The sequence below is a fragment of the Paenibacillus sp. FSL H7-0331 genome, assembly GCF_001956045.1.
The window spans coordinates 209,332-231,460 of record NZ_MRTH01000006.1 but is presented as its reverse complement, the minus strand read 5'-3'; the positions used below and the strand labels follow the sequence as shown (position 1 = coordinate 231,460).

Genomic DNA, 22,129 nt, shown 5'->3' with positions numbered 1-22,129 from the left:
AGAGGATGTGGATGTGGATGTGGATGCATATGAATATTGAGCAAAGATTTGCATTGTTGGCGGATACAAGTGATATCCGTCTTTCCGAGGCTTGGAGCGAATTCATCGCGTTGTGGACGGACGCTCCCGTGCTGTACGATCATGATCAGGACCTGCTAATCTTTGTGAACGTTAAACAGTCTGAAGCCGTTCGTTTGAAGCTGGAGACGTATCTTCAGGGTTCTCTGGAAACACTTCGCTTGCTGCTGCTTCCTCATACAACAAATATGCGCAAGGAATTTACCGATTACGGCTTTACAAGCCACTTCAATCGTATTTATGGCTATGCAGATAACCTCTTTTTATTTACAATCCATAGTCAAGGTTCAGACGCCCAGCCCCACCAGGCGTTGGAGCAAATGGAGGAGCACCTGCTTGCATCCTGCATCGTGAATGGCCAGGCCATATACTTAACCGATAATCATTCCGATGAACTCATGCTTCGAATAGCCCGAGCCTACCAATGCTCCATCGAGACATTCCACATGAAATAGTGAAGTCATAGGTTATCGCTATATGGACAGAAAAAAAGCGCGGATGAGTTGGCCTAATGGGCACACTCTCCTGCGCTTTTTTAGGTACTACAGCAGATCTGCGGCAAGCTGAGCCAAATGGGAACGCTCGCCACGCTCCAGTGTAATATGACCGCTAATATTTTGAGCCTTAAACCGTTCCACGACATAAGTGAGTCCATTGCTGGATGCATCCAGATAAGGATGATCAATTTGATCCGGATCGCCCAGCAGTACAATTTTACTATTCTCACCTACACGGGATACGATCGTTTTAATTTCATGCTTCGATAAATTTTGCGCTTCATCTATAATAATAAATTGGCCCGGAATCGAACGTCCGCGAATATACGTAAGCGCTTCGACCTGAATACTGCCAAGACCTGCTAATATCTTCTCGATATCGCCTGGTTTTTTGGTGTCGAATAAAAACTCCAGGTTGTCATAGATCGGCTGCATCCAGGGACGCAGCTTTTCGTCTTTTTCACCCGGCAAATACCCGATATCCTTACCCATAGGGACAACAGGCCTTGCGATCAGCAGCTTTTTGTATTTACGCTCATCCTCAACCTTCATGAGCCCTGCAGCCAGCGTAAGCAGCGTTTTCCCCGTTCCGGCTTTTCCGGTCAAGGTCACAATCGGGATATCGTCATTGAGCAGCAGCTCCAACGCCATACGCTGTTGTGCATTTCTTGCCCCTATTCCCCAAATTGGATCATTACTGAGAAACAACGGCTCCAGCTTCTTGCCATCGGCATTCAACTTCAGCAAAGCGGATTTGGAGGTACCCATTTCATCCTTCAAGATAACGAATTCATGGGGATGAAGCGGATAAGCAAGGTTCAGCGAGCTGACGTTCAAATAACGATACGTATAAAATTCATCTATGATTGCCGGATGGGCAAGTATCGTTAAATACCCCGTGTACATATCTGGCATATTCACAATTCGATCCGTTAAATAATCCTGAGCCGTTAAGCCAAGTACATCCGCTTTAATACGTACAAGCATGTCCTTACTCACAATAGCAACCGGCCTTGGATTCGGTTTCTCCTGCTGTTCCATATGATAATTTAAGGCAACCGCCAAAATTCTATTGTCATTCGTTGCTTCTGCAAAGGTTTCCTGCAGCTTGGCAAAGCTCTTGTGATTCAGCTCGACCTTGACACTTCCGCCGCTTGGCAGCGTGATACCCTCATATAATCTGCCTTGGGTGCGCAGACCATCCAGCATTCTGGAGATTTGCCGGGCATTGCGACCAATCTCATCAGCGTTCCTTTTTTTGGAGTCAATTTCCTCCAATACCGTAGCCGGTATAACCACTTCATTATCTTCAAACGCATAAATCGCGTTAGGGTCCTGCAAAAGCACATTCGTATCCAACACAAATATTTTTTTCATAGTAAGTCCGTCCCCTTCCAAGTATGGTGTATGGCTCTATAACACATAGGAATCAGCTAGAAAGGACAAACTAAGGAAAACAACTATAAGGTAGAAAGGAACGATGACTAATGAGACTATTTGTCTATAGCATTCTCGTGCTGTCCGTCTTGGCTGGTTGCAATCAAACCAAACAAAATGCTAACTCCGCTCCTGTGAATGAAGCGAAACGTCAAGTTCAGGTCAACCAAGCCGCTACAGAGAAAAAAGAAATTGTGAACTCCCCCACTGTTGCCGAGCATTTGGAACAAATTGCTACCAGCATCCCACAGGTTGAAAGCGCCAAATGCGTAGTTTTTGGGAACACGGCCGTCGTGGGCATTAACCTGCCTCCAGATATGGACCGTTCCAAGGTTGGAACGATCAAGCTATCCGTGGCGGAAGCTCTTAAGAAAGACCCCTATGGGGTGGATGCCATCGTTACAGCCGATATGGATTTAGCAGCCCGAATCAGAAAAGTACGGGATGAAGTCAAGATCGGCAGACCGATCAGCGGATTTACTGAGGAAATGTCAGAAATTATCGGACGTATCATTCCCCAGCTGCCACGGGATGTAGCCCCGGTTCCTTCACCGGAAAGCAAAGAACCCCAAATGCCTAACGCTAACTTGTAGGGTGTTCAAGTATAAAGAGATCAAGAAAAAGCCTAGAACGCTCCAAGTCTCTAGGCTTTTTTCATCGCATCAAACACTTGCGTATCCAGCTTATCCGCTGCACGCTTGTCATAGGTTTTTTCATATTCCGGTGCGGCTGAAATACGTGCACCATAAAACATGGCGTCCCGAACCGCAGAAATTTCAATGTCCACACATGTCAGTTTGAAAGGCACATCATTTAAAGCCTCGGCCACGATCCTAGCAGTGCCATAAATGGCATGGACCGAACCCGCGCCGACAAAGGTTAAATTCACTTGTGAATTGCTTTTGATATTGCTCACAATACGTGAACGTGCGTCTACCGCAAATCGAACAGTTCCAGAATGTACTGCGTACAACCACGAAATGGCATTCATAGACGGTGCGCCGGATTCGAAATCAATCGTACTCAGCAGTGCAAAGGATTCCTTTTGCAAAGCTGTATACAGTTGCTCCGGCAGTGCTGTGATCGTTTCTGCCATAGGTTACCCCTCCTGCGTCTATTAGGTTATTGGCAAGCTGTGTTGACAACCTTATTATATCACAGGAATGGTCAGTCAACCACAGACACTTGCAGCCATTCTGATGGGCGAAGCCTGATCTATAGACCTCTCCATTGAACCTGAGTTCACAGGAAACTATGTAGCCGGTGCTGCTAGCCGAGAACACAACTGCTTGCAGAAGCCGATAATGTATTGTATCGATTTACAGCTTAATTATGTCATTCATTGTTGTATTTCGGATTGGAATTAATATCGGTAAGCAGCTGTTCTGCCAGCTCCCTGTCAAACATAAGCGTCTTGCGAATCCCTTCAAGCTCATAGGAAATCGTAATTCTCAGTTCATCCGGGCTTGTTGTAAACTCAGTTAAACCATGATCATCCCGCAAAATCTCTTCAAAAAAAAGCCTTGTCTCCTCAGCAGCCATATCATCAGTTCTAGCCTCGGCAACAATCTTGATCTGCAGCCAATTAAAAAGCGCATCCTCAAGCCTCAAGCTAATCATCCTCCCGCAGCAAAATAATTTGGCTTCCCTGCTCTATCCACACCTGCATAGCGGACAACCAATTACTTTCGCTACCATTCTCAAGCTCAGGTATTGTCGACAAACGTAGTCTGGCCACTTGCAGCCATTCTGTCATTTCTCTGATGGTGGGCAGCCTGTCCATGTAAGCCTCCGCACAATGCGACAGCTCAATCCCTTCCGGTCCGAACAAGATAGGTTCTTCGACATCACCCAAATCAAAAGGCAGCTCATCCACACCACAATCCTCTGCCGCGTCTTCACTTAACAGCATATGAGACTTGAATAACAGCAGCATTCCCGGATTTACCGATTTCAGCAAGGATAGGAATAAACCTCTGGCCTCATCAGGCTCGAGCTCAATACGCCCTGCTTCCAATACTACCGAGTTTTCCTCAATTCGAACAGGCGATAACCAATGTTTACTCATCGCGCTCACCTCAAACCTGCATATTACTTCTTATTCAATCTTCGATCTTGAAAAAAATAACGAATTCGTACCATTAGCATCAATCCGATCGCAACCGCTAAGCATGGCACAATAGGCAGCGCGCCGAGCTGAAACAGCAGCAGCATCCCCGCTCCAACACCCAGCAGCAAATAAATAATGGCTTCTTTTAGAATAGGCAGCTTACGTGTTTTGAACACTTTGTTGTAGACATAAGTGATCATCACATAAATCAAAATATAAGTGATCAGTGGATATTCACGAAACCATTCGGTCATAGGATTAAACCTCCTTTATTCGGTAGGGTTTATACATTCATTGTATCATTAGATAGTATCATTAGTGTGTAAGCATTTATCATTTCATTACAGTTTAATTTTAAAAAGAAAGCTCTGAGTCATCAGAGCTTTCTTCAAATGATATTCAATTATGATGCCATAGTAACGGGCATCTTTCTGCCACAGGCAGACTCTTTAGATGTTTTGAAATTTCGATGTACAAACCAGCACCCAAACCAAGCGTGTCCCAGAGGGACGACAAGCGCCCCGAGAACACTACAGTCTGCATCCAACCATGGGAGTCCAGAGGGCAGCGCCCTTTGGGGCCCTCCCTATAGGGAGGGTTTGGGAGGGTTAGACATTATACATTTGCTTCGGCTGTTTTACGTTGCTTTGCAGCACGCTCACGTTCGGATTTGTTCAAAAGCTTTTTGCGAAGACGAATGGACTTAGGTGTAATTTCACACAGCTCATCATCGTTCAAATATTCCAAAGCTTGCTCCAAAGTGTACAGACGTGGAGTTTTCATTCTGACGGTATCATCTTTACCAGCGGAACGAATATTATTCAATTGTTTTTCTTTACAGATGTTAACAATAATGTCTGTATCACGCGTATGCTCACCAACGATCATACCTTCATATACTTCAGCACCCGGCTCAACGAACAGGATACCGCGATCTTCAACGGAAAGGATACCGTACAAAGTGGAAACGCCCGCTTCACTGGATACTAGTACACCTTCGTGACGTCCGCCAACACCAGCGCCATAGTAAGGCCCATAGCTATCAAAAGCATGGTTCATTACACCATATCCACGTGTTAAAGTCAGGAAGTACGTACGGTAACCGATCAAGCCACGTGCAGGAATCAAGAACTCCAAGCGTACATTGCCTGTTCCAGCGTTGATCATATTAACCATTTCTGCTTTACGTGAACCCAGACTTTCCATGACTGCGCCCATGCTTTCTTCAGGCAGGTCTATAATCAAAAGCTCTACAGGCTCCATTTTTTGGCCATCAATCGTTTTGATGATAACTTCAGGCTTGGATACTTGCATTTCGAAGCCTTCGCGACGCATGTTCTCAATCAAAATACCCAAATGCAGCTCACCGCGTCCAGATACAACGAATGCATCCGGGCTGTCTGTTTCGTCAACACGCAAGCTCACATCAGTTTCCAATTCTTTAAACAGACGCTCACGCAGCTTACGGGATGTTACCCACTTACCTTCACGTCCAGCGAATGGACTGTTATTCACGAGGAACGTCATTTGCAAGGTAGGCTCATCAATTTTCAATACAGGCAATGCTTCCGGATTAGCCGGATCAGCCATCGTTTCACCGATATTAATATCTTTAATTCCTGAAATCGCGACGATATCGCCAGCGCCGGCTTCTTCAATTTCAATCCGTTTCAAGCCCTGGAAGCCAAACAGCTTTTCAACACGAGCTGATTTGACAACACCATCACGGTTAATAACAGCAATAGCTTGACCCTGTTTAACGACACCACGATTAACACGGCCAATGGCAATACGACCGAGGTATTCGTTATAATCCATCAAAGTTACCAGGAATTGCAATGGCTCCTCAACGCTTTCTGTTGGTGCTGGAATACGGCTAACTACTGTTTCAAAAATGGCTTGCATATTCGGCTCCTGCTTTTCGACTTCTGGATCCATGCTTGAAGTACCCATAAGAGCAGATGCATAGACAACAGTAAAATCCAGCTGCTCATCAGTAGCACCCAGTTCAATAAACAAGTCTAATACTTCATCCACTACCTCGGCTGGGCGGGCAGCAGGACGGTCAATTTTGTTAAGAACAACAATTGGCTTCAAGTTCGATTCCAAAGCTTTGCGAAGAACAAACTTGGTTTGCGGCATTGTACCTTCGAACGCATCGACAATCAACAATACGCCATCAACCATTTTCATAATACGTTCAACTTCGCCGCCAAAGTCAGCATGGCCCGGAGTATCCATAATATTGATCAAATAATCTTTATAGTTGATTGCTGTATTTTTAGCCAAAATGGTAATTCCACGTTCCCGTTCCAGGTCGTTGGAATCCATAGCCCGTTCTTGAACTGCTTCATTATCACGGAAAGTTCCCGATTGTTGAAGCAATTTGTCTACTAGTGTTGTTTTGCCGTGGTCAACGTGTGCGATAATCGCGATGTTGCGGATTTTGTCTCTTGAATGCATGTTTTCCCTAACCTCTCCTTGTTGACCCTCTCGCCCTACTCATCGGGGAGCGGCTGGGGCCCGTTCATAAAACAAGCGTCGGACATAAGCGCCGACGCTTGACATTTAGCTATATTATACTGTCCTAAGTAAGAAAAAGCAAGGCAAAACATGATATTATACTTCATACGCTTACATTAGTCACGTTGAAGTCGTTTTTCGGGACGAAAGTCTCCAGCCTGATGTTTCACTTTGCAGCTTCCATAACCGTGCATAGAGGCCTCGCTGCGCGAGTAAATCTTCATGTCGACCACGTTCGACAATCCTTCCTTCCTCAAGCACAACAATAGCATCTGCATTCATTACGGTTTTCAGCTTATGGGCAATGGCAATTACGGTTCGATGCTGAATTAATCTGTTGATTGCCTGCTGGATTTCTGCCTCGTTCTCTGGATCCAGGGAAGCTGTCGCTTCGTCAAGCAGGATAATCGGAGCGTCTTTCAACATTGCTCTGGCAATAGAGATACGTTGCTTTTCACCTCCTGATAGGGTGCTGCCACCTTCGCCAACAATCGTATCGTAGCCATCCTCAAGCTGCATGATAAAATCGTGGCAGCAAGCCTGCCGCGCTGCCCCCTCTATCTGCTCCATAGTCGCATCATTTTTACCGAACCGTATATTATTCGCAATGGTATCCTGAAACAGATACACATCCTGAAATACCATCGATACTTTTTTCAAAAGTGCTTCAGGTTCTATCTCCCGCATGGATCGCCCTCCCATGGATATAGCTCCTGAATCCGGATCATAAAATCGGGCAATCATTCGCATCATTGTACTTTTTCCACTTCCTGAGGGACCAACAAGTGCAGTAAACGTCCCTGATGGAATACTCACACTGACGTCTTTCAACACAGCTTTATCTTGATACCCGAACGTCACATTTCTCAAATCGATATGGTGCTGTTCAGGAGGTTGTCCAGTTCCTTCCATCACGGGTTCACGCAGTAGTTCTACAATACGCTCCCCAGCCTGTTCGTAATAGCGAAATTCCGCATAATTAACAAAAGCCGTAGATAAGGGATCAAAGATACGCGTTCCAATAATGAGAAAGCTGACGAAGGTCAGGAGCTCCAGACCACCTCCCAGCAGCAGGTTAACACCCGTAATGACTAATAAAGTCAGGCCAGACCGAATGAAAGCAATAGCACTAAGAATGATAGGGCCCAACAGGCCTTCGATGCGTATACTACTCCGCATTAATTCCTTGAAAGAGCTCTCCAATCGGAGAAACCGTTCGCCTGTAAGATTATAAGCCTTGATAACACGAATACCGTTCAAATATTCCTGCAGCCGATTGGCCGCATCTATCTTGGCGTTCATATGTCTTGCGCCCAATCTGCGCTGCAATCTGGAGGTCAGCAACAGCAGTGCAATAGCTATCGGAAAGGCTGCAAACATGGAGACAGCCATTCGCCAATCGAGAAAGGAGAGCCCGATCATAGCGAGAACAGGCATGATGACAGCACCAATCATCTGTGGAACCAGATGGGAAATACCATTCTCCAGCAATGTAAAATCGCCCATCATCATATTTGCCAAATCACCGGGATCACGCTTGTTCAAATAACCCAATGAAAGCTTACGCAGATGCTCAGCAAGAGCAGCCCTCCCTGATGCAGCCGTGCTGTATGCCCCTCTAAATTGGGATCGATAAGCCGGTATTTCAATACCATACAGTAGGAGCAGTGCCGCGCCCATTGCGCCGCATACCCACCATAGCCTCGTAATATCAAGTGATGACCCCGGATGGACAAAAGGCTCAAATATTAATCTGGCGGCTTCCACGAGCAGTATGAAGGGTATCAGTCCCAGACAATAGGCCAGAGTCGTATAAGCAATAGGCTTGATGAGCTTCCTCTGGCTTCCTGCTGTAATATTGTAAAAAATATTCATATGGGGCTGCCCCCTTTCGCTATCTGCCATTGCTCCGCATTCGTATAGGTATGCCACATTCGGGCATATAGCCCCTGTTTAGATACCAATGCATCATGCTCTCCCTGCTCCTCCATACGCCCATTGTTTAATACGAGTATTTGATCTGCATCTCTAATCGTTGATAATCGATGTGCGATGACGATTACCGTTTTTCCGATCGTTAGTTTTTTAAGGGCCAGTTGCATCTCATATTCGTTCTCCGGATCGGCAAAAGCCGTCGCCTCATCCAGTACAAGAATAGGTGCATTCTTTAGAATGGCTCTGGCTACCGCTATCCGTTGTTCTTCGCCGCCGGATAGGTACACTCCACCGGCCCCTATCAGCGTATCGTAACCTTGCGGCAGGCTGCTTATAAAGCCGTGGCATTGCGCTGCTTTCGCAGCTGCATATACGTCCTCAGGTGAAGCTTTAGGCCGACCCACAGCTATATTCTCATAGATGGTGTCATAGAACAGAAAGGTTTCCTGAAATACAAAGGCTACGGTATTCATCAGATTTTCTGTACCTATGTCCCTTATATCGATCCCGCCTATCCGAACGGCACCTTCACCCACATCCCAGAATCGCGGCACCAGATTCGCTACAGTTGACTTCCCCGAACCGGACGGCCCAACCAAGGCCGTTACTTTTCCCTGTTCAGCCACAAAGGACAGCTCGCTGAGCGCTTGGCTGTGAACGTGATCCAGCTCACTGAGATACGAGAAAGAGACCTTGTCAAAGCTAACCTCAAATGTGGTTGGAGTCTTGGGAACTAGCGGTTCTGGAATCACCGTCTCTTGCAGAATCCGATCCATTCTTTCGATACCTTCGTTAATGTCCCTCAGCGAGGAAGCCATAAACATAATCTTGAACATCGGTGTCGAAATGCCCGGTGCCATGACAAGAAAGAAGAGCAGCACAGAGGCGAAGGCTACACTACCAGGATCGCGCTGCAGCAGGAATACACCAACCGGCAGGACAAAGGCAGCGAACGAGCTGAGAATGACCTTGAAGATCAGGTACCCGTTCTGAAACTGGTCTGCATACTTGATGCAGTAGTCGCGGTAGCTGGTCATATCCGCGGAAAATCTCCGAAAGGAATGTACGGTTTGCCCGAATATCTTGATCGCAGGCATCCCTCTTACATATTGGACAGCTGACCCGTTCATGCGTTCCAGTGAATCATAATAAAGCTTTATATTTCTTTTCGCTTCTGCCCCTGTCATCAATGCCATCTGGATACCGAATCCAAGCAGAATCGGAATCATGCAGGCTAACGCCAGCCAAATATTCAAATAGAGCATAACGACAATCATAAGAAGCGTAGTCATGATCACATGAACCAGATCCGGAAGCTGGTGTGCGATGAACGTCTCTACCTTTTCCACATTATTGTCGAGCGTTTTCTTCACTACCCCCGTAGACGTCCCGTTCAGCCAACCAAGCGGCAGCTTGCCAATATGAGCGGAAAGCTTAATACGCAATCGATACAAAATACGAAAGGCAGCGATATGTGAAGCCATGCCTCCAGCATACATCGTAACCAGACTTCCCAACAGACCCAGTAATGCGACTACACCCCAGCTGATCATTAATTCGCCATTAGCTAACCTCGGGTCTGACGCATGCTTTAGCAGCTCTTCCAGTATAAAATATACGGACACATACGGCACAAGCATGAACATTGCACTAAGCGAAGATAACAAGCACGAGATGAGCAGAAGTCCCCGTTTTTCTTCGGCAATTTCGAATAGTCTCGCCATTCCCGCTTTCTTTGCCATATTTCTTTTTCTCCCTTCAATCATCGATAATGACTCTCAATATGAACTGAGTATAAACAATCGATGATCCTGCAACTACCGCAAGAGGGATAGGATAACGGTTTAAGGGATTTTAATTTCGCTCTCTGATCAGCTCTGAAGGATTATATCCATAATACTTGCGAAACAGCTCTGCAAAATGGCTGAAATTAGCATAACCTACTAAACCTGCGGCTTGACTGACACTGACTTGACCGCTTTGCAGCAATTTCTTGGCCTTATCCATTCGCCTATCTCGCAAGTAAGCAAATACACTTTTACCATATTGCTCTTTGAAGCCAATTTTGAGTTTGTAATCATTCAGTCCAACGATACGCGATAACTCGATCAATGAAGGTGGGGCTGCCATACGCTCATGCAGCACCTCTTGGGCTTTCACAATCTTAGATCGATCATTTTTGGATATTGAAGCTGCTTTGTACGAGGTTGTCCGTTCAAATAAAGCAGCATCAAAGAAAATAGCCAACAGCTCCAAGGCTTTGCTCTCGGCATACATCCGATGCATGGTAGATGTGAAGGGACTTTCTATCAGCTGGTTCAATATTCGCGACGTTTCCGGTTGTATGGACATATGAAACATGCGAAAAGCATTAGATCCAAGTATGCCAGTAAAGCTTATTGGACCCTTCGATTCCAAATCATACATATAGCGATCGAACAATGAAACTGGCACACAGATCGCCAACGTTCGAATGGGTGTCTCAATTCCATATTGAAATGAGACGTCAAAGTCATGCATAAATTGGAGTGAGCAGTTGTTAGCCTTAAGCTTGTGCCGAGTGCCTGAAGCATAGATTTCTCCATTTCCCTGCAGGCAAAAGCTAAGCTCAACCATAGCCGCGTTAAAATGAAAGCTCACATTTCGGTTGTCTGCCAGCTGGTAATTGGAATCTATAATTTCAATCCCGGATTGGGTAATCACATGATTCACATACCCTTCACCGATTGCATGATCAAGCTTCCTCGCTGCCGTTCCCCTACCTGAATGGACATGCTGCTGTAAGGATAAGGAGTCAAAATAAAGATCGAAAATTTGCTTAAAAGGAGTTACTTCCATAACTGAAACACCTCATTTGATAATGATTATCATTATTATATATAAAAACGACTACATAATCCATTATGAATTGACTACGCGCTCGATAACTGTCCATACTTGTACGCCATATTAAGAACACAACAAAAAAAGATAGGTGCTATAGCAACCTATCTCATACCTTCAGCACCCTATACAATACCGTTTCAAAAATGGTGTGTTCGCGGCTTCAGTATTATTTTCTTCCAAAACCCAGCTCCGACAACGACTATTGTTGCTGCAATCGGAACGATCCAGTGCGGTACATCAGTCAACAAAATATCGGTAACGACTTTATCCTTGACGAACATTTCACCGGCTGTATAACCAAGTAGAGCAGCGCCCAGATACACGAATATGGGATACTTCGTCAACAACTTCATCACCATCGTACTGCCCCATATTATGATCGGAACACTAAGCCCAATCCCAAGTATGATCACAGCCAGGTTATTGTTAGCTTTGGCCGCTATCGCCAGCACATTATCCAGACTCATAACAAAATCTGCCACGATAATCGTACGAATCGCCTTCCACAAGGTTGAGGCTTCCTTTACATCCGAAATCCCTTCCTCATCAATCAACAGCTTAACCGCAATCCAGAACAGCAGCACAGAGCCCAAAGCTTGAACAAAAGGTACGCTAAGTATATATACAGCTATAATCGTCAACAAGACACGCAGCGCTATTGCTCCAAAAGCACCCCACCATATCGCCTGCTTGCGTTGATCGGGAGGCAGGTTTTTACTAGCTAAAGCGATCACGACAGCGTTGTCGCCGCTGAGAACAATATTGATAAGCATGATCTGCAAGAATAATAAAATCCAATCCAGCATTCCTTCTTACCTCCCATACAATTACTCAGCAACCACCCATCTCTTAGCCTAATCTGTGATACCCATTTACCTTTTTAAAATAAAGCCGCGAACTGTGGCTTTTCATCGGCCCCAATCCATATCTGTTCGGTGAGCCTGACAGCTTCGTCCAATTCGGCGTCCAGCCACTCCATACTCTTCTCAATACTTTCTACAATACGCAAGCTTGGGTTTGTACTGGGATAAGGAGGCATAAACAAGGTGCAGCAATCCTCATACGGTAAAATCGAAATTTCAAACGTATCAATATCTTCAGCAATCCGGATGATTTCCTTTTTTTCCATACAAACCAACGGCTGGATGATCGGAACTTCCACGGCACGTCCGATGACATTCATACTGTTGATGGTTTGGCTGGCCACCTGACCCAAGCTTTCTCCGGTTACGATTGCCGATGCCCCGTAGTTCTCTGCCAGCTTTTCCGTTATCCGAAACATCGCACGCCTAAGCAGCGTAATAAACAGATCCTCCTTATAAACCTCATGAATACGGGTTTGTATGCTCGTGAACGGCACCATATGCAGCCTGATATCACCCGCATACCCGCACAGCTTGGCAACCAACTCCTTCACCTTTTGCTGCGATCTTTCGCTCGTATAGGGATAGCTGTGAAAATGCACAGCCTCAAGCTTCAAGCCTTGTCGTAGTGCAAGAAACCCTGCAACCGGGCTATCAATGCCACCAGAAAGCATCAGCATTGCTTTCCCATTTGTACCGAGCGGAAAACCTCCCACTCCATTAACGCTGTGCGAAAAAATCAAAGCCTGCTTTTCGCGCAGCTCCACTTTAAGCTCAACCTCAGGCTGATTGACATTGACCTTCAGACCAGGGATAGCCTTAAGGACAAAGCCAGCAACCAGCTTGTTCATCTCTTGTGAGTCATAAGGGAATTTTTTGTTGACGCGGCGCACAGTCACCTTGAATTCGGCTTGTCCGTTCTCCAGCTTTTCCATTGCTGCCAGGGCAGTGGACTGAATCGCTTCAAGCTCCAAGGGTGCTGTAAACACCGGACTAAATGAAGACAAGCCGAGCACCTTCCGCAGCCGTTCCTGAACCGCTTCATAAGGCTCCTCGTTTAAGTGTATGTACACCCTGCCGAATTCTAGTACAAAAGTAAGCCTTGAAAAGCTCTGAACTGATTTTTTTACCTGCTCAAAAACGACCTTCTCAAACCGGCTGCGGTTTTTCCCTTTTAGTGTAAGCTCCCCCAAACGAAGCATAATCATATCGGGCTTCATCTCTAGCTACCTCCTTCGATTTGGCTGCCCTGTGATCGTGTGCTTCAAGCGCTCAACAGCCTTTTGTAATTGTTCACCAAAATAGTTCATATCGTCGATCGTTTGACTCAGCGAATAGCTAACTCGAATACCACTTATAGCCCGTGCATCATCAAAGCCCATTGCCTTGAGTACACGGCTCGGTTTGTTGGCAGATGAAGAGCAAGCCGAGCGGCTGGATACATAAATGTCCGCTTCCTCTAAAGCATGAACGAGCACCTCGGATTTCATCCCAGGAAAACAAAAATGCACAATATGCGGTGCCATTTCGTCCTCTATATCAGACCCGCTCAGCCTTAACTCAGGAATATCCCGAATTGCAGCTGCCAGCTGTTTTCGCAAAAGATGGGTATGTGTATAAAACCGTTCCTGCTCCTCCACAGCCATTCTGATTGCCTTGGCCATACCGACAAGCGACGGAACATTCTCCGTACCCGATCGAAGGCCACCTTCCTGTCCGCCCCCATACAGTAAGGGAGGAAGCTCCAAGCCTTTTCTAACGTATAAAAAACCGCTCCCCTTAGGACCCCGCAGCTTATGGGCAGAGCAGGACAATAGATCAATCTTGAGCTTCCCAGGATGCAGTGGCAGTTTACCGATAGCCTGTACGGCATCTACATGAAATACAATCGTACGAGACCGTTGTCGCAGCAGCTCGCCAATAGCGGATATCGGCTGAATACGTCCCATTTCGTTATTTACCGCCATTATACTGACCATAATCGTATCATCGCTGAGAGCCTTGTCCAACTCTTCAAGCTTCACGGCTCCCGTTGCGTCTACAGGCAAATAGGTGACTCGGAATCCCTGCCGCTCAAGCTCACGAAAGGTTTCATATACCGAGGCATGCTCCACAGCTGTCGTAATCAAATGATTACCGCGGTGCCGAAATCGGCGGGCTGTGGCCTGTATCGCCCAATTATTGCTTTCGGTCCCGCCTGAGGTGAATCGGATCTCTTCCGGCTGGCAGCTCAAGCTGCTTGCGATGACGGCTCTGGCTTGACTTACCAGTTGTTCAGCCACAACACCCAGACGATGCAAGGAAGAGGGATTTCCATAATGCTGCTTCATGACTTCAGCAACCGCATCGACGACTTCATCATAAGGAGGCGTTGTTGCAGCATAGTCCAAATATAACATCGTCACTTCTCCTCTATAGGTAGACAACCACAAAAAACAAGACCTAGGCAAGTCCCTCACTAGTAAGGGTACTTGCTTTAGGTCTTGGGTCGCTAATTGTTATCCTTCATAATTGCGTTGTAAATTCATGACCTTGGCAACATAGGCTTGAGTTTCTTTGGGAAGCTGACCCATCTTGGCTGCCAAATCGTTGTCGTTAGCAATGCCCAAACGGTCGATACGACCAGAGCCTGCATTATAAGCAGCTAAAGCCACACCCTGGTTCCCATCATATTTCTTCAAAAGATTCGATAAATACTTGGTTCCGCCCTGAACGTTTTGTACAGGATCAAAAGGATCGGTCACGCCGACGCTTTTACCCGTTGCATCCATCAATTGCATCAAGCCTTTGGCTCCAGCCTGAGATACTGCCTTTGAGTTAAAGGACGACTCTGCATCAATAACCGCTTTGACCAAGCTCGGTTGAACTTGATGTCGTCTGCCTGCTTCTTGAATTAACGGGTCCAATTCCTTAGCTTGTGAGGAACCGGTTGTTTGGCCTGTACGATAGGAACTGGCGGACGCGAATAATGGATTTAAGCTGCTCGGTTTAAGAGCCGTTTGGGTTACAGGAGCAGATGCTCCGACATTGCTAAGCATCGGGCTGTCCGTGTTTTGTGACAATAAATCATTTAACAGCTCCGAAAACTCAGATTCATCATCATTCGAGCCTGAAACTTTGTTGGAAAGAATATCCGTTTTGTTCAGCAATTGCATACGTAAAAGCTCTTTTAACATTCGTGGATCAATATTCATAGAAGACAATGCTCCTTAGTGTACAAGATGATACCTTATTGTACACTTTTTTCGTACGACCAGCTAGACAAATTTTAGAATAATGTCATTCATTCCCTTACTTTTTTGCTTTAAACGTGTGACAACATGTATTTTGCGTGTTCTCCGCATAATCCTTGTGCTCTGTAGAACCATGCTCTCCAGCAAATTCTGTTGACACATCCACATTTGCATGCTGATCGATATCGATTAATATCGACTTTGCATTACATTTGTTACCGTTAGCCCAATACGTACAATTGGCTACACTGCAGTTCACATCTGGCATTTTCATCACCCCTATATCAATGTACCCGTGGATTGAAAAGTCCATACTATTTGACGAGTTGGAAATTAAGGACAAGGAACATCGCATGTGACCACAATAATGGGGTTGCAGGCGTTCCCAAGCGGCTCAACCAGCCTTGATACACCTCTGAATCAGTCTCAGCATGTGCTACCTGCTCCGGTAATCGCCCAAGCGAATCCGCTTGCTTCACAATCCACTGTAAGGCTTGCTCAGCCTCCAGCCGTTTACCTGAGGCCAGTGATACCCAGCCATACCAGGCGGTGAGCAAAATCCATGCGCCTCCGCCATAATATTCATCCTCGGAATAACGTCTGATTCCGCCATCTGTTGTTTTCAAATCCGCTTCAATTTTGCTGATCGTAGCTGCCATCACAGGGTGATCCGCTGCAAATACCTGAAACGGTTCACACAACCACAGCGCGCTCGCATCTACACCACCATATCCAATTTCGTATTCATTTCCAGTATAGGTCGGCTGAATGCTTTTCACTACATATCCGCGCTCAGGATGCACCATGTGCTCCACAATAAACTGTTTGATCTGTGCGCAAATTTCCAGCAAGTCCGTACGACCATTAAATCTTCCAATGGCTTCGAGCCCTCCATAAATGCATGCAAGCGTTGAAGGATGCAGTTGATCGCCGCGCTCCTCCCAGCAATCAAAATTCGGCTGCTCCCAAAATGCACATAAATAGCGGACCACCAGATCGACACTATCTGCAATAGTCTCAGGCATCTCGGTTTGCCCTGCTATTCGGTAATGCTCGACAAGCCCCCACAGCCAGGTCCCATAACCATCAAGCTGAAAATGCCCCCACTCTGCATTGTGATCATCCCGACCATCCAACTGGTAGCGCGTATGTAAAAATTCATGCTGTTCTATACTATCCCCACGCTCAAACCTTTCCAAAAGCAGCTCGATGCGAGTTTTCATACGTAATATGATTGGGTTGACCCAATTATAAAAATCGGCCGCACTTTCTGGTTCCCCAGAAACATCCATTGCATTGGCAATAAAGCTGCCGTCCCGCAGCCAACTATAGGCATAATTAGCAAACAGTGGACATGCCGTATATCCGCCGCTTGGATGCTGGTTCCATATTATTAGCTGCTTACTGATGGGTGTCAGCTGTTCAGCAGTAATGTGCCAATCCTGTTCTTGTCCATTCATCGCTTCATGTCCTCTCTAAAACAAAAAAAGATGCTACATAGCACCTTTTTTCATCATCACAATAAAGCAAGATTAGACTCTCTCACCTTGCATCCGTTTTTGGGTAATGTAATCCGTTTCATAATAAGTCAGATCTTCCCGAAGCGTTTCAAAAATTTTCGAAAGCTCGATGGTCAAATCACGTACCTCACGAATCGGTTTTTTGCGGAAGCGAATCGCATCCTGTCCGGTATAAGCGTAACGGCCATCCTCGGAATAGCACTCATGTTTCGGATAAAAGAAGCTGTTCACCGAACTATGATAAACTTCATAAAGTACTTTTTCCGCATATTCCACATTAAAGCTGGGACGACGTAAACTCATACCAAGCTTCTCATAAGCAACTTCACTGAATACCAACAAATGCCTGGTATCTGACAAAAAACCTTTGTAAAATTCATCCATCTCAGGTTCTTGCTCTTTGTTGAGCTCTTGCAGAGAATGATCATTCAGAAATTTTTCGATTTTTGCAGTTGCTTCATTTAGCTTGTACTTCGTAGTTTCACATAAATTTTTCACATTCAGCACAGTCATGTCGCAGGACCTCCTTTAATCAACAAACATCATATTTTTTAGTAGAACTGTTACACCTTTATCCTACCATAAATTGAAGCTAAAAGTAACTCGTAAAGTGTCTGTTGGCCAAAATGTTAAAGGCGATGATTTCCGGTAGTAAAAAACATTCCTGCGGAGACGCTAACGGTATCATTTTAAAGGGAGGGGCCATTCGATGTGGAAATATGCTTTAGCTTTTGTTATGGTGCTCGCTTTCGGCGTGTTATTATTTCCTCGCAGTGAGGATCCGCTCAAATTCGAGACTTTATCGGCCGCTGCAGAGATGCAATCCAAGAAAAACATTATGCAGCAGGACCTTCAAGTAACCGGAGAACTATGCCGCAGCCAGTGCAGTCTGGAGCTCGATCGTATGCTGCATTTGAAAGAAAAAGAAACTGCAGAGGCGAAGCTGACAGGCATGCAGCAGCTCCAAGCAGAGCATCCACACATGGAGAAGCTGATCTGGACCCAGCATTCACAACCTTTGGAGGCGGGTCTACATTCTGGCAGCCTTAATGAGTCAATACAGAACCAAGCTCAGGCGGAACTGCTGAAGGCCAAGACGGACACGGAGCAAGGCAAGTCTTATCAATCTGCACCATTTCAAGCTAATGGCTCCACCTATTTTGTACTTGGGGTGCCGTCAGAGAATTCCGGTGAAGCCTTGCTTGGGGTTGTTAAACAAAGCATCCTGCAGCAGGTTGAGAATCATCAGCTTAACAATTTAAGGATCGTAACTTATCCAAGCGATAATCGTTATAAAATCGAATCCGTTGATTCCCGTACATTGCAGGACGTTAAAGTTAATCATCCTGAGCAGAATGAGGGTACCAGCCATTATCATGTCAATCAGGTTGTCGTGCGTTTCAAGACTCAACCGAGCGCTGCAGATTTAGCTCAAATCGAAACGGATATTCAAGCCTCAAAGCCTTATCGCAAGCTTGGCTATACGTATATATTTGAATCTAAACAACTGGAAGCCAAACAGCTGATGAATTATTTTCAAAAGTGGAACATTGCATACGTGGAGCCTCACTTTTTGTATATGACTAATAGCGCAGTGACCAAAAATCCTTCCGGGAGCCCACAGCCAGCTGCGTCTGACTACACGCTGTTGACACCGAATGATTCGCTATATCAACGGTATCAGTGGAACCTTCCTGCCATCGACACCGAGCTTGGCTGGGCCATAAGCAAAGGCTCCAAAGATGTTCCCGTCGCTATCGTCGACACGGGTGTCGATCTTGACCACCCTGATCTGAAGGATCAGCTTATTAGCGGCTACAACGTAGTTAATTCCGAAATGTCGCCTATGGATGATGTCGGACATGGCACCCATGTCGCCGGAGTTATCGGAGCCATTGTCAACAATCGACTGGGTGTTGCTGGAATGAGCTGGTATAATCCAATTATTCCTGTCAAGGTTCTCGATCAAAGTGGTGCAGGCAGTACGTATGCGGTAGCTCAAGGCATTATCTGGGCAACGGATCATGGTGCCAAAGTCATCAATATGAGCCTCGGCAACTATGCAGATGCCAACTTTTTACATGATGCCATTCGTTATGCCTATGATCACGATGTTGTACTTATTGCCGCTAGCGGTAATGACAATACGGAGCAGCCCGGATTCCCTGCGGCCTATCCAGAAGTGTTCGCAGTCGCAGCAACAGATGCGAATCGGAACAAGGCATCTTTCTCCAATTACGGAGATTACATCGATGTAGCTGCGCCTGGAGTCAACATTGCCAGCACTTACCCGCACAATCAGTATGCGGCACTATCCGGCACTTCGATGGCTAGTCCCCATGTGACGGCTCTGGCTGCTCTTATTCGCTCGGTCAATCCATCACTTACGAATAAAGAAGTGATGCAGATTATGCGCGATACGGCGTCTGATGCAGGACCTGCAGGCAAGGATAAATATTTTGGTTATGGCATCATTGATGTCGTAGCCGCCGTGAAGAGCGCAGTGAACCATAAAGGGGCTCTGGCAACCGAAAAGACGGCACCAGCCGAACCCTCTGCTCATACCGGTGTCATTAGCGGTCTCGATTATTGGAGCTCATGGGCACAGAGGCTGCTCGAACGAATGCAAACCCCTTGACCATAAAAATAACGCACAAAAACCGCCCTTAGGAGGCGGTTTTTCATTGGTAACAGGAAAGCTTGCACTTAAGCCGGGTTCTGTACTTCCAGTGGTCGTAACGGCTACCAGCCTCCCACCATTGAAGCAACAATCATCTATCTAGGCCAAACGTTGCCGTTTGGCTCAAGCGACCAACCCGAACGCATCCCGGGCAAGGAGTGTCCCCAGAGGGACGTGCGTTCCATTAGGTCTTGCACCAGATGGGGTTTACCAGGACATATGTCACCATATCTCCTCGTGGTCTCTTACACCACGGTTCCACCCTTACCTGTTCGTGGAATACTTTCCACGTCATCGGCGGTCCATTTCTGTGGCACTAGCCTTCAGCTCGCGCTGACTGGACGTTATCCAGCATCCTGCCCTACGGAGCCCGGACTTTCCTCTCGTGATTTCTCACCAGCGATTGTCTGTCAAGCTTTCCTGATGTGCAAAGGATAGTATACAGGGATTTACGTTAAAATACAACAACAATTCATTGCTATTTGATCTTTGACCCCTTTTACCGTTACCAATTTTAAACGAAAAGAAACGGCTCCGTATTGATTTCCGAGGCAAATACACCTGTATTTGATTTCTTTTCCTGCAGCCTGGACAGTAAATATTCGGCTACACCGCGCTTCAATATTTTTTCAACATTATGGCCTGGATCAATGATACTAAGCCCCGCGGCCATGGCGTCCTGAGCCGTATGGTAGTCGATATCTCCAGTAATAAGCACATCCGCCCCTGCAAATAAAGCATGACGGACATATCTGCCGCCTGAGCCGCCAAGAACAGCAATTTTTTGAACTTTACGTTGTGGATTACCAGCAAGCCGTACAGCAGGAACCTCGTAAGAGGCTTTAACAAGCTCACATAGCTGCTCCAGGGTAACTGGCTCCTGCAGCTTACCGATCCTGCCCAGACCGTAAGCACGACCCTTTAAATCCAACGTGTATAGATCATAGGCTACTTCCTCATAAGGATGAGCTTTAATCATCGCCTGAACGACTTTTCTTTCGATGCTTTGCGGAACAATCGTTTCCAATCGCATCTCGCGCACCTGCTCCAGCTTGCCCTGCTTACCGATAAAAGGTGTACTCCCGTCCCCAGGTAAAAAGGTCCCCGTTCCTTCGGCAGCAAAGCTGCAATGACTGTACTTCCCTATCGATCCCGCACCTGCGCGAAATATGGCTTCTCTAACAGGCTCCAAATGCGACTCAGGCACAAATACGACGAGCTTCTTCAGTTTATCCGTATGTAATTCCTCAAGCGGTGAAAGCCCTGTTAAGCCAATGGCGTGCGCCATCATATCATTGACCCCACCATCTGCCACATCAAGATTCGTGTGTGATATATAGACAGCAATATCATGCTTGATTAACTTCTCATACAGCTTTCCTGCTACCGAATCGGTTTGCAAATGAGCAAGCGGCCTGAAAATAATCGCATGGTGAGCAATGATTAAATTAGCCTGCAGCCGTATTGCTTCATCAATTACCTCATCGTTCACATCAAGCGCTACCAGCACATTGCTGATTTCCTTTTGCAGAGTCCCCAGCTGTAGCCCGATCTTGTCATCAGGAACCGCATAATGCTTAGGTGCCAGTTCCTCCATCAGTTGAATGACGGTTTGTCCTTTTGCAAGCATGCCAGTACCTCCCTGATTCGTTCAATTTCTTGCTGATATTCAAGCTCCTTCATTCTGGATTCAGGCAGCGCCGATAGGGCAAGCCGCTGTACAATCATAGCCAGCTTCTCCAATTCCGACTCCCATTTCTGAAACCAGACCTCTTGAGGATGATCCAGTAAGTAGGGCCCCAACTTGAGCAGCAGCTCACGATTAACCGTTACTCCGTCTGCAAGCTGACGTTCCCGATAAAGCATAACATTCGAGACTTGACTCAAATGGGATGGTACTGCGGACAAAATCTCATAGATTTTGCCATCCTCTTCGAGAATTTGCTCGTTTATTAATATCCAATCCTGCTGAATAAGCCACGAACGCACATTGGACTCACCAACATTGGGCTGTAAAATAAGTAGTTGTACACCGGCCAGCTTATCCTTGCCTGCCTCGAGTATATCGGCTATCAAGGCTCCGCCCATGCCCGCTATTGTGATTACATCAATTTCTCCGACTTTTACTACCTCAAGACCATTTCCATGTCGGACATCAATGACTTGATCAAGTACAGAATCACGAACCTGCCTGGAGGCCGCCTGAAAGGGTCCGAGGTTCACTTCTCCAGCTACAGCTTTCACAATCTGTTTCTTTTGAGCCAAATAAACCGGAAGCAGTGCATGATCCGAACCAATGTCAGCCAAACGGCTTCCTGTCGGCACACCACCCGCAATCATTTCCAAACGTTTTGATATTCGCAGCAT

21 protein-coding genes and 1 other RNA gene are annotated in these 22,129 nt (G+C 46.3%); 3 read left to right on the top strand and 19 right to left on the bottom strand.

Features of this window, described 5'->3' with window-relative positions; genetic code table 11:
- The first annotated feature begins 29 nt into the window (after positions 1 to 29).
- Complete coding sequence (locus BK127_RS11315) at positions 30 to 533, top strand: hypothetical protein (protein ID WP_179097444.1); 504 nt, start codon at positions 30 to 32, stop codon at positions 531 to 533.
- Positions 534 to 620: 87 nt separating this feature from the next.
- Here the strand turns inward: BK127_RS11315 and BK127_RS11310 are convergent, their stop codons facing one another.
- Positions 621 to 1,952 carry a PhoH family protein gene (locus BK127_RS11310; protein WP_076230151.1) on the bottom strand — a complete coding sequence of 444 codons (1,332 nt, stop codon included), beginning with the start codon at positions 1,950 to 1,952 and terminating at the stop codon, positions 621 to 623.
- A 110-nt stretch (positions 1,953 to 2,062) separates the two neighbouring features.
- Between BK127_RS11310 and BK127_RS11305 the strand changes: the two genes are divergently transcribed.
- Positions 2,063 to 2,605, top strand: coding sequence for a YhcN/YlaJ family sporulation lipoprotein (locus tag BK127_RS11305; protein WP_076230150.1), 543 nt, complete (start codon positions 2,063 to 2,065; stop codon positions 2,603 to 2,605).
- A gap of 50 nt (positions 2,606 to 2,655) precedes the next feature.
- On the opposite strand, the gene BK127_RS11300 is transcribed toward BK127_RS11305, so the two are convergent.
- The 15 genes from BK127_RS11300 to BK127_RS11230 all read right to left on the bottom strand — a co-directional run bounded on the left by BK127_RS11300 (position 2,656) and on the right by BK127_RS11230 (position 17,595).
- Positions 2,656 to 3,108 (bottom strand): pyridoxamine 5'-phosphate oxidase family protein, encoded by a 453-nt coding sequence (locus tag BK127_RS11300; RefSeq protein ID WP_076230149.1) that lies wholly within the window; start codon positions 3,106 to 3,108, stop codon positions 2,656 to 2,658.
- Between the two features lie 239 nt (positions 3,109 to 3,347).
- Complete coding sequence (locus BK127_RS11295) at positions 3,348 to 3,623, bottom strand: hypothetical protein (RefSeq protein ID WP_076230148.1); 276 nt, start codon at positions 3,621 to 3,623, stop codon at positions 3,348 to 3,350.
- A gap of 1 nt (position 3,624) precedes the next feature.
- A complete protein-coding gene (locus BK127_RS11290; RefSeq protein WP_076230147.1) occupies positions 3,625 to 4,080 on the bottom strand; it encodes a hypothetical protein in 456 nt (151 codons plus the stop codon).
- Between the two features lie 23 nt (positions 4,081 to 4,103).
- Entirely contained in the window at positions 4,104 to 4,376 is a 273-nt protein-coding gene (locus tag BK127_RS11285) for a YlaH-like family protein (protein WP_076230146.1), read from the bottom strand.
- A 361-nt stretch (positions 4,377 to 4,737) separates the two neighbouring features.
- On the bottom strand, positions 4,738 to 6,585 hold the full coding sequence (gene typA / locus BK127_RS11280) for a translational GTPase TypA (protein WP_076230145.1): 1,848 nt from the start codon (positions 6,583 to 6,585) through the stop codon (positions 4,738 to 4,740).
- A 180-nt stretch (positions 6,586 to 6,765) separates the two neighbouring features.
- The gene (locus tag BK127_RS11275; protein WP_076230144.1) at positions 6,766 to 8,520 is read right to left on the bottom strand and encodes an ABC transporter ATP-binding protein; all 1,755 of its coding nucleotides are present in this window, start codon (positions 8,518 to 8,520) and stop codon (positions 6,766 to 6,768) included.
- Entirely contained in the window at positions 8,517 to 10,322 is a 1,806-nt protein-coding gene (locus BK127_RS11270) for an ABC transporter ATP-binding protein (protein WP_076230143.1), read from the bottom strand. The genes BK127_RS11275 and BK127_RS11270 overlap by 4 nt, the downstream gene beginning before the upstream one ends.
- A 112-nt stretch (positions 10,323 to 10,434) precedes the next feature.
- On the bottom strand, positions 10,435 to 11,418 hold the full coding sequence (locus tag BK127_RS11265) for a helix-turn-helix transcriptional regulator (protein ID WP_076230142.1): 984 nt from the start codon (positions 11,416 to 11,418) through the stop codon (positions 10,435 to 10,437).
- A gap of 185 nt (positions 11,419 to 11,603) precedes the next feature.
- Complete coding sequence (locus tag BK127_RS11260) at positions 11,604 to 12,272, bottom strand: TerC family protein (protein ID WP_076230141.1); 669 nt, start codon at positions 12,270 to 12,272, stop codon at positions 11,604 to 11,606.
- A 74-nt stretch (positions 12,273 to 12,346) separates the two neighbouring features.
- Positions 12,347 to 13,549, bottom strand: a complete 1,203-nt coding sequence (gene thiI / locus BK127_RS11255) for a tRNA uracil 4-sulfurtransferase ThiI (protein ID WP_076230140.1) — start codon at positions 13,547 to 13,549, stop codon at positions 12,347 to 12,349.
- 6 nt (positions 13,550 to 13,555) lie between these two features.
- Complete coding sequence (locus tag BK127_RS11250) at positions 13,556 to 14,728, bottom strand: cysteine desulfurase family protein (protein ID WP_076230139.1); 1,173 nt, start codon at positions 14,726 to 14,728, stop codon at positions 13,556 to 13,558.
- Between the two features lie 99 nt (positions 14,729 to 14,827).
- Positions 14,828 to 15,523, bottom strand: a complete 696-nt coding sequence (locus BK127_RS11245; protein ID WP_076230138.1) for a lytic transglycosylase domain-containing protein — start codon at positions 15,521 to 15,523, stop codon at positions 14,828 to 14,830.
- A gap of 97 nt (positions 15,524 to 15,620) precedes the next feature.
- Positions 15,621 to 15,830: a DUF1540 domain-containing protein gene (locus BK127_RS11240; protein ID WP_076230137.1), complete on the bottom strand. Its 210-nt coding sequence runs from the start codon at positions 15,828 to 15,830 to the stop codon at positions 15,621 to 15,623.
- A gap of 46 nt (positions 15,831 to 15,876) precedes the next feature.
- The gene (locus tag BK127_RS11235) at positions 15,877 to 17,022 is read right to left on the bottom strand and encodes a glycoside hydrolase family 15 protein (protein WP_076230136.1); all 1,146 of its coding nucleotides are present in this window, start codon (positions 17,020 to 17,022) and stop codon (positions 15,877 to 15,879) included.
- A 72-nt stretch (positions 17,023 to 17,094) separates the two neighbouring features.
- Positions 17,095 to 17,595 carry a DUF3907 family protein gene (locus BK127_RS11230; protein WP_076230135.1) on the bottom strand — a complete coding sequence of 167 codons (501 nt, stop codon included), beginning with the start codon at positions 17,593 to 17,595 and terminating at the stop codon, positions 17,095 to 17,097.
- Positions 17,596 to 17,791: 196 nt separating this feature from the next.
- Here BK127_RS11230 and BK127_RS11225 point away from each other — a divergent pair, with 196 nt between their 5' ends.
- Positions 17,792 to 19,720 (top strand): S8 family peptidase, encoded by a 1,929-nt coding sequence (locus tag BK127_RS11225; protein ID WP_076230134.1) that lies wholly within the window; start codon positions 17,792 to 17,794, stop codon positions 19,718 to 19,720.
- A gap of 53 nt (positions 19,721 to 19,773) precedes the next feature.
- Here the strand turns inward: BK127_RS11225 and rnpB are convergent.
- The 3 genes from rnpB to BK127_RS11210 form a co-directional block, all read right to left on the bottom strand.
- An RNA gene (gene rnpB / locus BK127_RS11220) (RNase P RNA component class A) lies at positions 19,774 to 20,181 on the bottom strand.
- 95 nt (positions 20,182 to 20,276) lie between these two features.
- Positions 20,277 to 21,392, bottom strand: coding sequence for a Nif3-like dinuclear metal center hexameric protein (locus BK127_RS11215; protein ID WP_076230133.1), 1,116 nt, complete (start codon positions 21,390 to 21,392; stop codon positions 20,277 to 20,279).
- The gene (locus tag BK127_RS11210; protein ID WP_076230132.1) at positions 21,359 to 22,129 is read right to left on the bottom strand and encodes a tRNA (adenine(22)-N(1))-methyltransferase; all 771 of its coding nucleotides are present in this window, start codon (positions 22,127 to 22,129) and stop codon (positions 21,359 to 21,361) included. Before BK127_RS11210 ends, BK127_RS11215 begins: the two co-directional genes overlap by 34 nt.

Coding starts and splice junctions, on each gene's coding strand:
- BK127_RS11225 (WP_076230134.1), top strand. CDS start 17,792: ATGTGGAAATATGCTTTAGCTTTTGTTATGGTGCTCGCTTTCGGCGTG.
- BK127_RS11285 (WP_076230146.1), bottom strand. CDS start 4,376: ATGACCGAATGGTTTCGTGAATATCCACTGATCACTTATATTTTGATT.
- BK127_RS11240 (WP_076230137.1), bottom strand. CDS start 15,830: ATGCCAGATGTGAACTGCAGTGTAGCCAATTGTACGTATTGGGCTAAC.
- BK127_RS11215 (WP_076230133.1), bottom strand. CDS start 21,392: ATGCTTGCAAAAGGACAAACCGTCATTCAACTGATGGAGGAACTGGCA.
- BK127_RS11310 (WP_076230151.1), bottom strand. CDS start 1,952: ATGAAAAAAATATTTGTGTTGGATACGAATGTGCTTTTGCAGGACCCT.
- BK127_RS11275 (WP_076230144.1), bottom strand. CDS start 8,520: ATGAATATTTTTTACAATATTACAGCAGGAAGCCAGAGGAAGCTCATC.
- thiI (WP_076230140.1), bottom strand. CDS start 13,549: ATGAAGCCCGATATGATTATGCTTCGTTTGGGGGAGCTTACACTAAAA.
- BK127_RS11230 (WP_076230135.1), bottom strand. CDS start 17,595: ATGACTGTGCTGAATGTGAAAAATTTATGTGAAACTACGAAGTACAAG.
- BK127_RS11300 (WP_076230149.1), bottom strand. CDS start 3,108: ATGGCAGAAACGATCACAGCACTGCCGGAGCAACTGTATACAGCTTTG.
- typA (WP_076230145.1), bottom strand. CDS start 6,585: ATGCATTCAAGAGACAAAATCCGCAACATCGCGATTATCGCACACGTT.
- BK127_RS11245 (WP_076230138.1), bottom strand. CDS start 15,523: ATGAATATTGATCCACGAATGTTAAAAGAGCTTTTACGTATGCAATTG.
- BK127_RS11235 (WP_076230136.1), bottom strand. CDS start 17,022: ATGAATGGACAAGAACAGGATTGGCACATTACTGCTGAACAGCTGACA.
- BK127_RS11305 (WP_076230150.1), top strand. CDS start 2,063: ATGAGACTATTTGTCTATAGCATTCTCGTGCTGTCCGTCTTGGCTGGT.
- BK127_RS11315 (WP_179097444.1), top strand. CDS start 30: ATGAATATTGAGCAAAGATTTGCATTGTTGGCGGATACAAGTGATATC.
- BK127_RS11250 (WP_076230139.1), bottom strand. CDS start 14,728: ATGTTATATTTGGACTATGCTGCAACAACGCCTCCTTATGATGAAGTC.
- BK127_RS11270 (WP_076230143.1), bottom strand. CDS start 10,322: ATGGCAAAGAAAGCGGGAATGGCGAGACTATTCGAAATTGCCGAAGAA.
- BK127_RS11265 (WP_076230142.1), bottom strand. CDS start 11,418: ATGGAAGTAACTCCTTTTAAGCAAATTTTCGATCTTTATTTTGACTCC.
- BK127_RS11290 (WP_076230147.1), bottom strand. CDS start 4,080: ATGAGTAAACATTGGTTATCGCCTGTTCGAATTGAGGAAAACTCGGTA.
- BK127_RS11210 (WP_076230132.1), bottom strand. CDS start 22,129: ATGCTGCGAATATCAAAACGTTTGGAAATGATTGCGGGTGGTGTGCCG.
- BK127_RS11260 (WP_076230141.1), bottom strand. CDS start 12,272: ATGCTGGATTGGATTTTATTATTCTTGCAGATCATGCTTATCAATATT.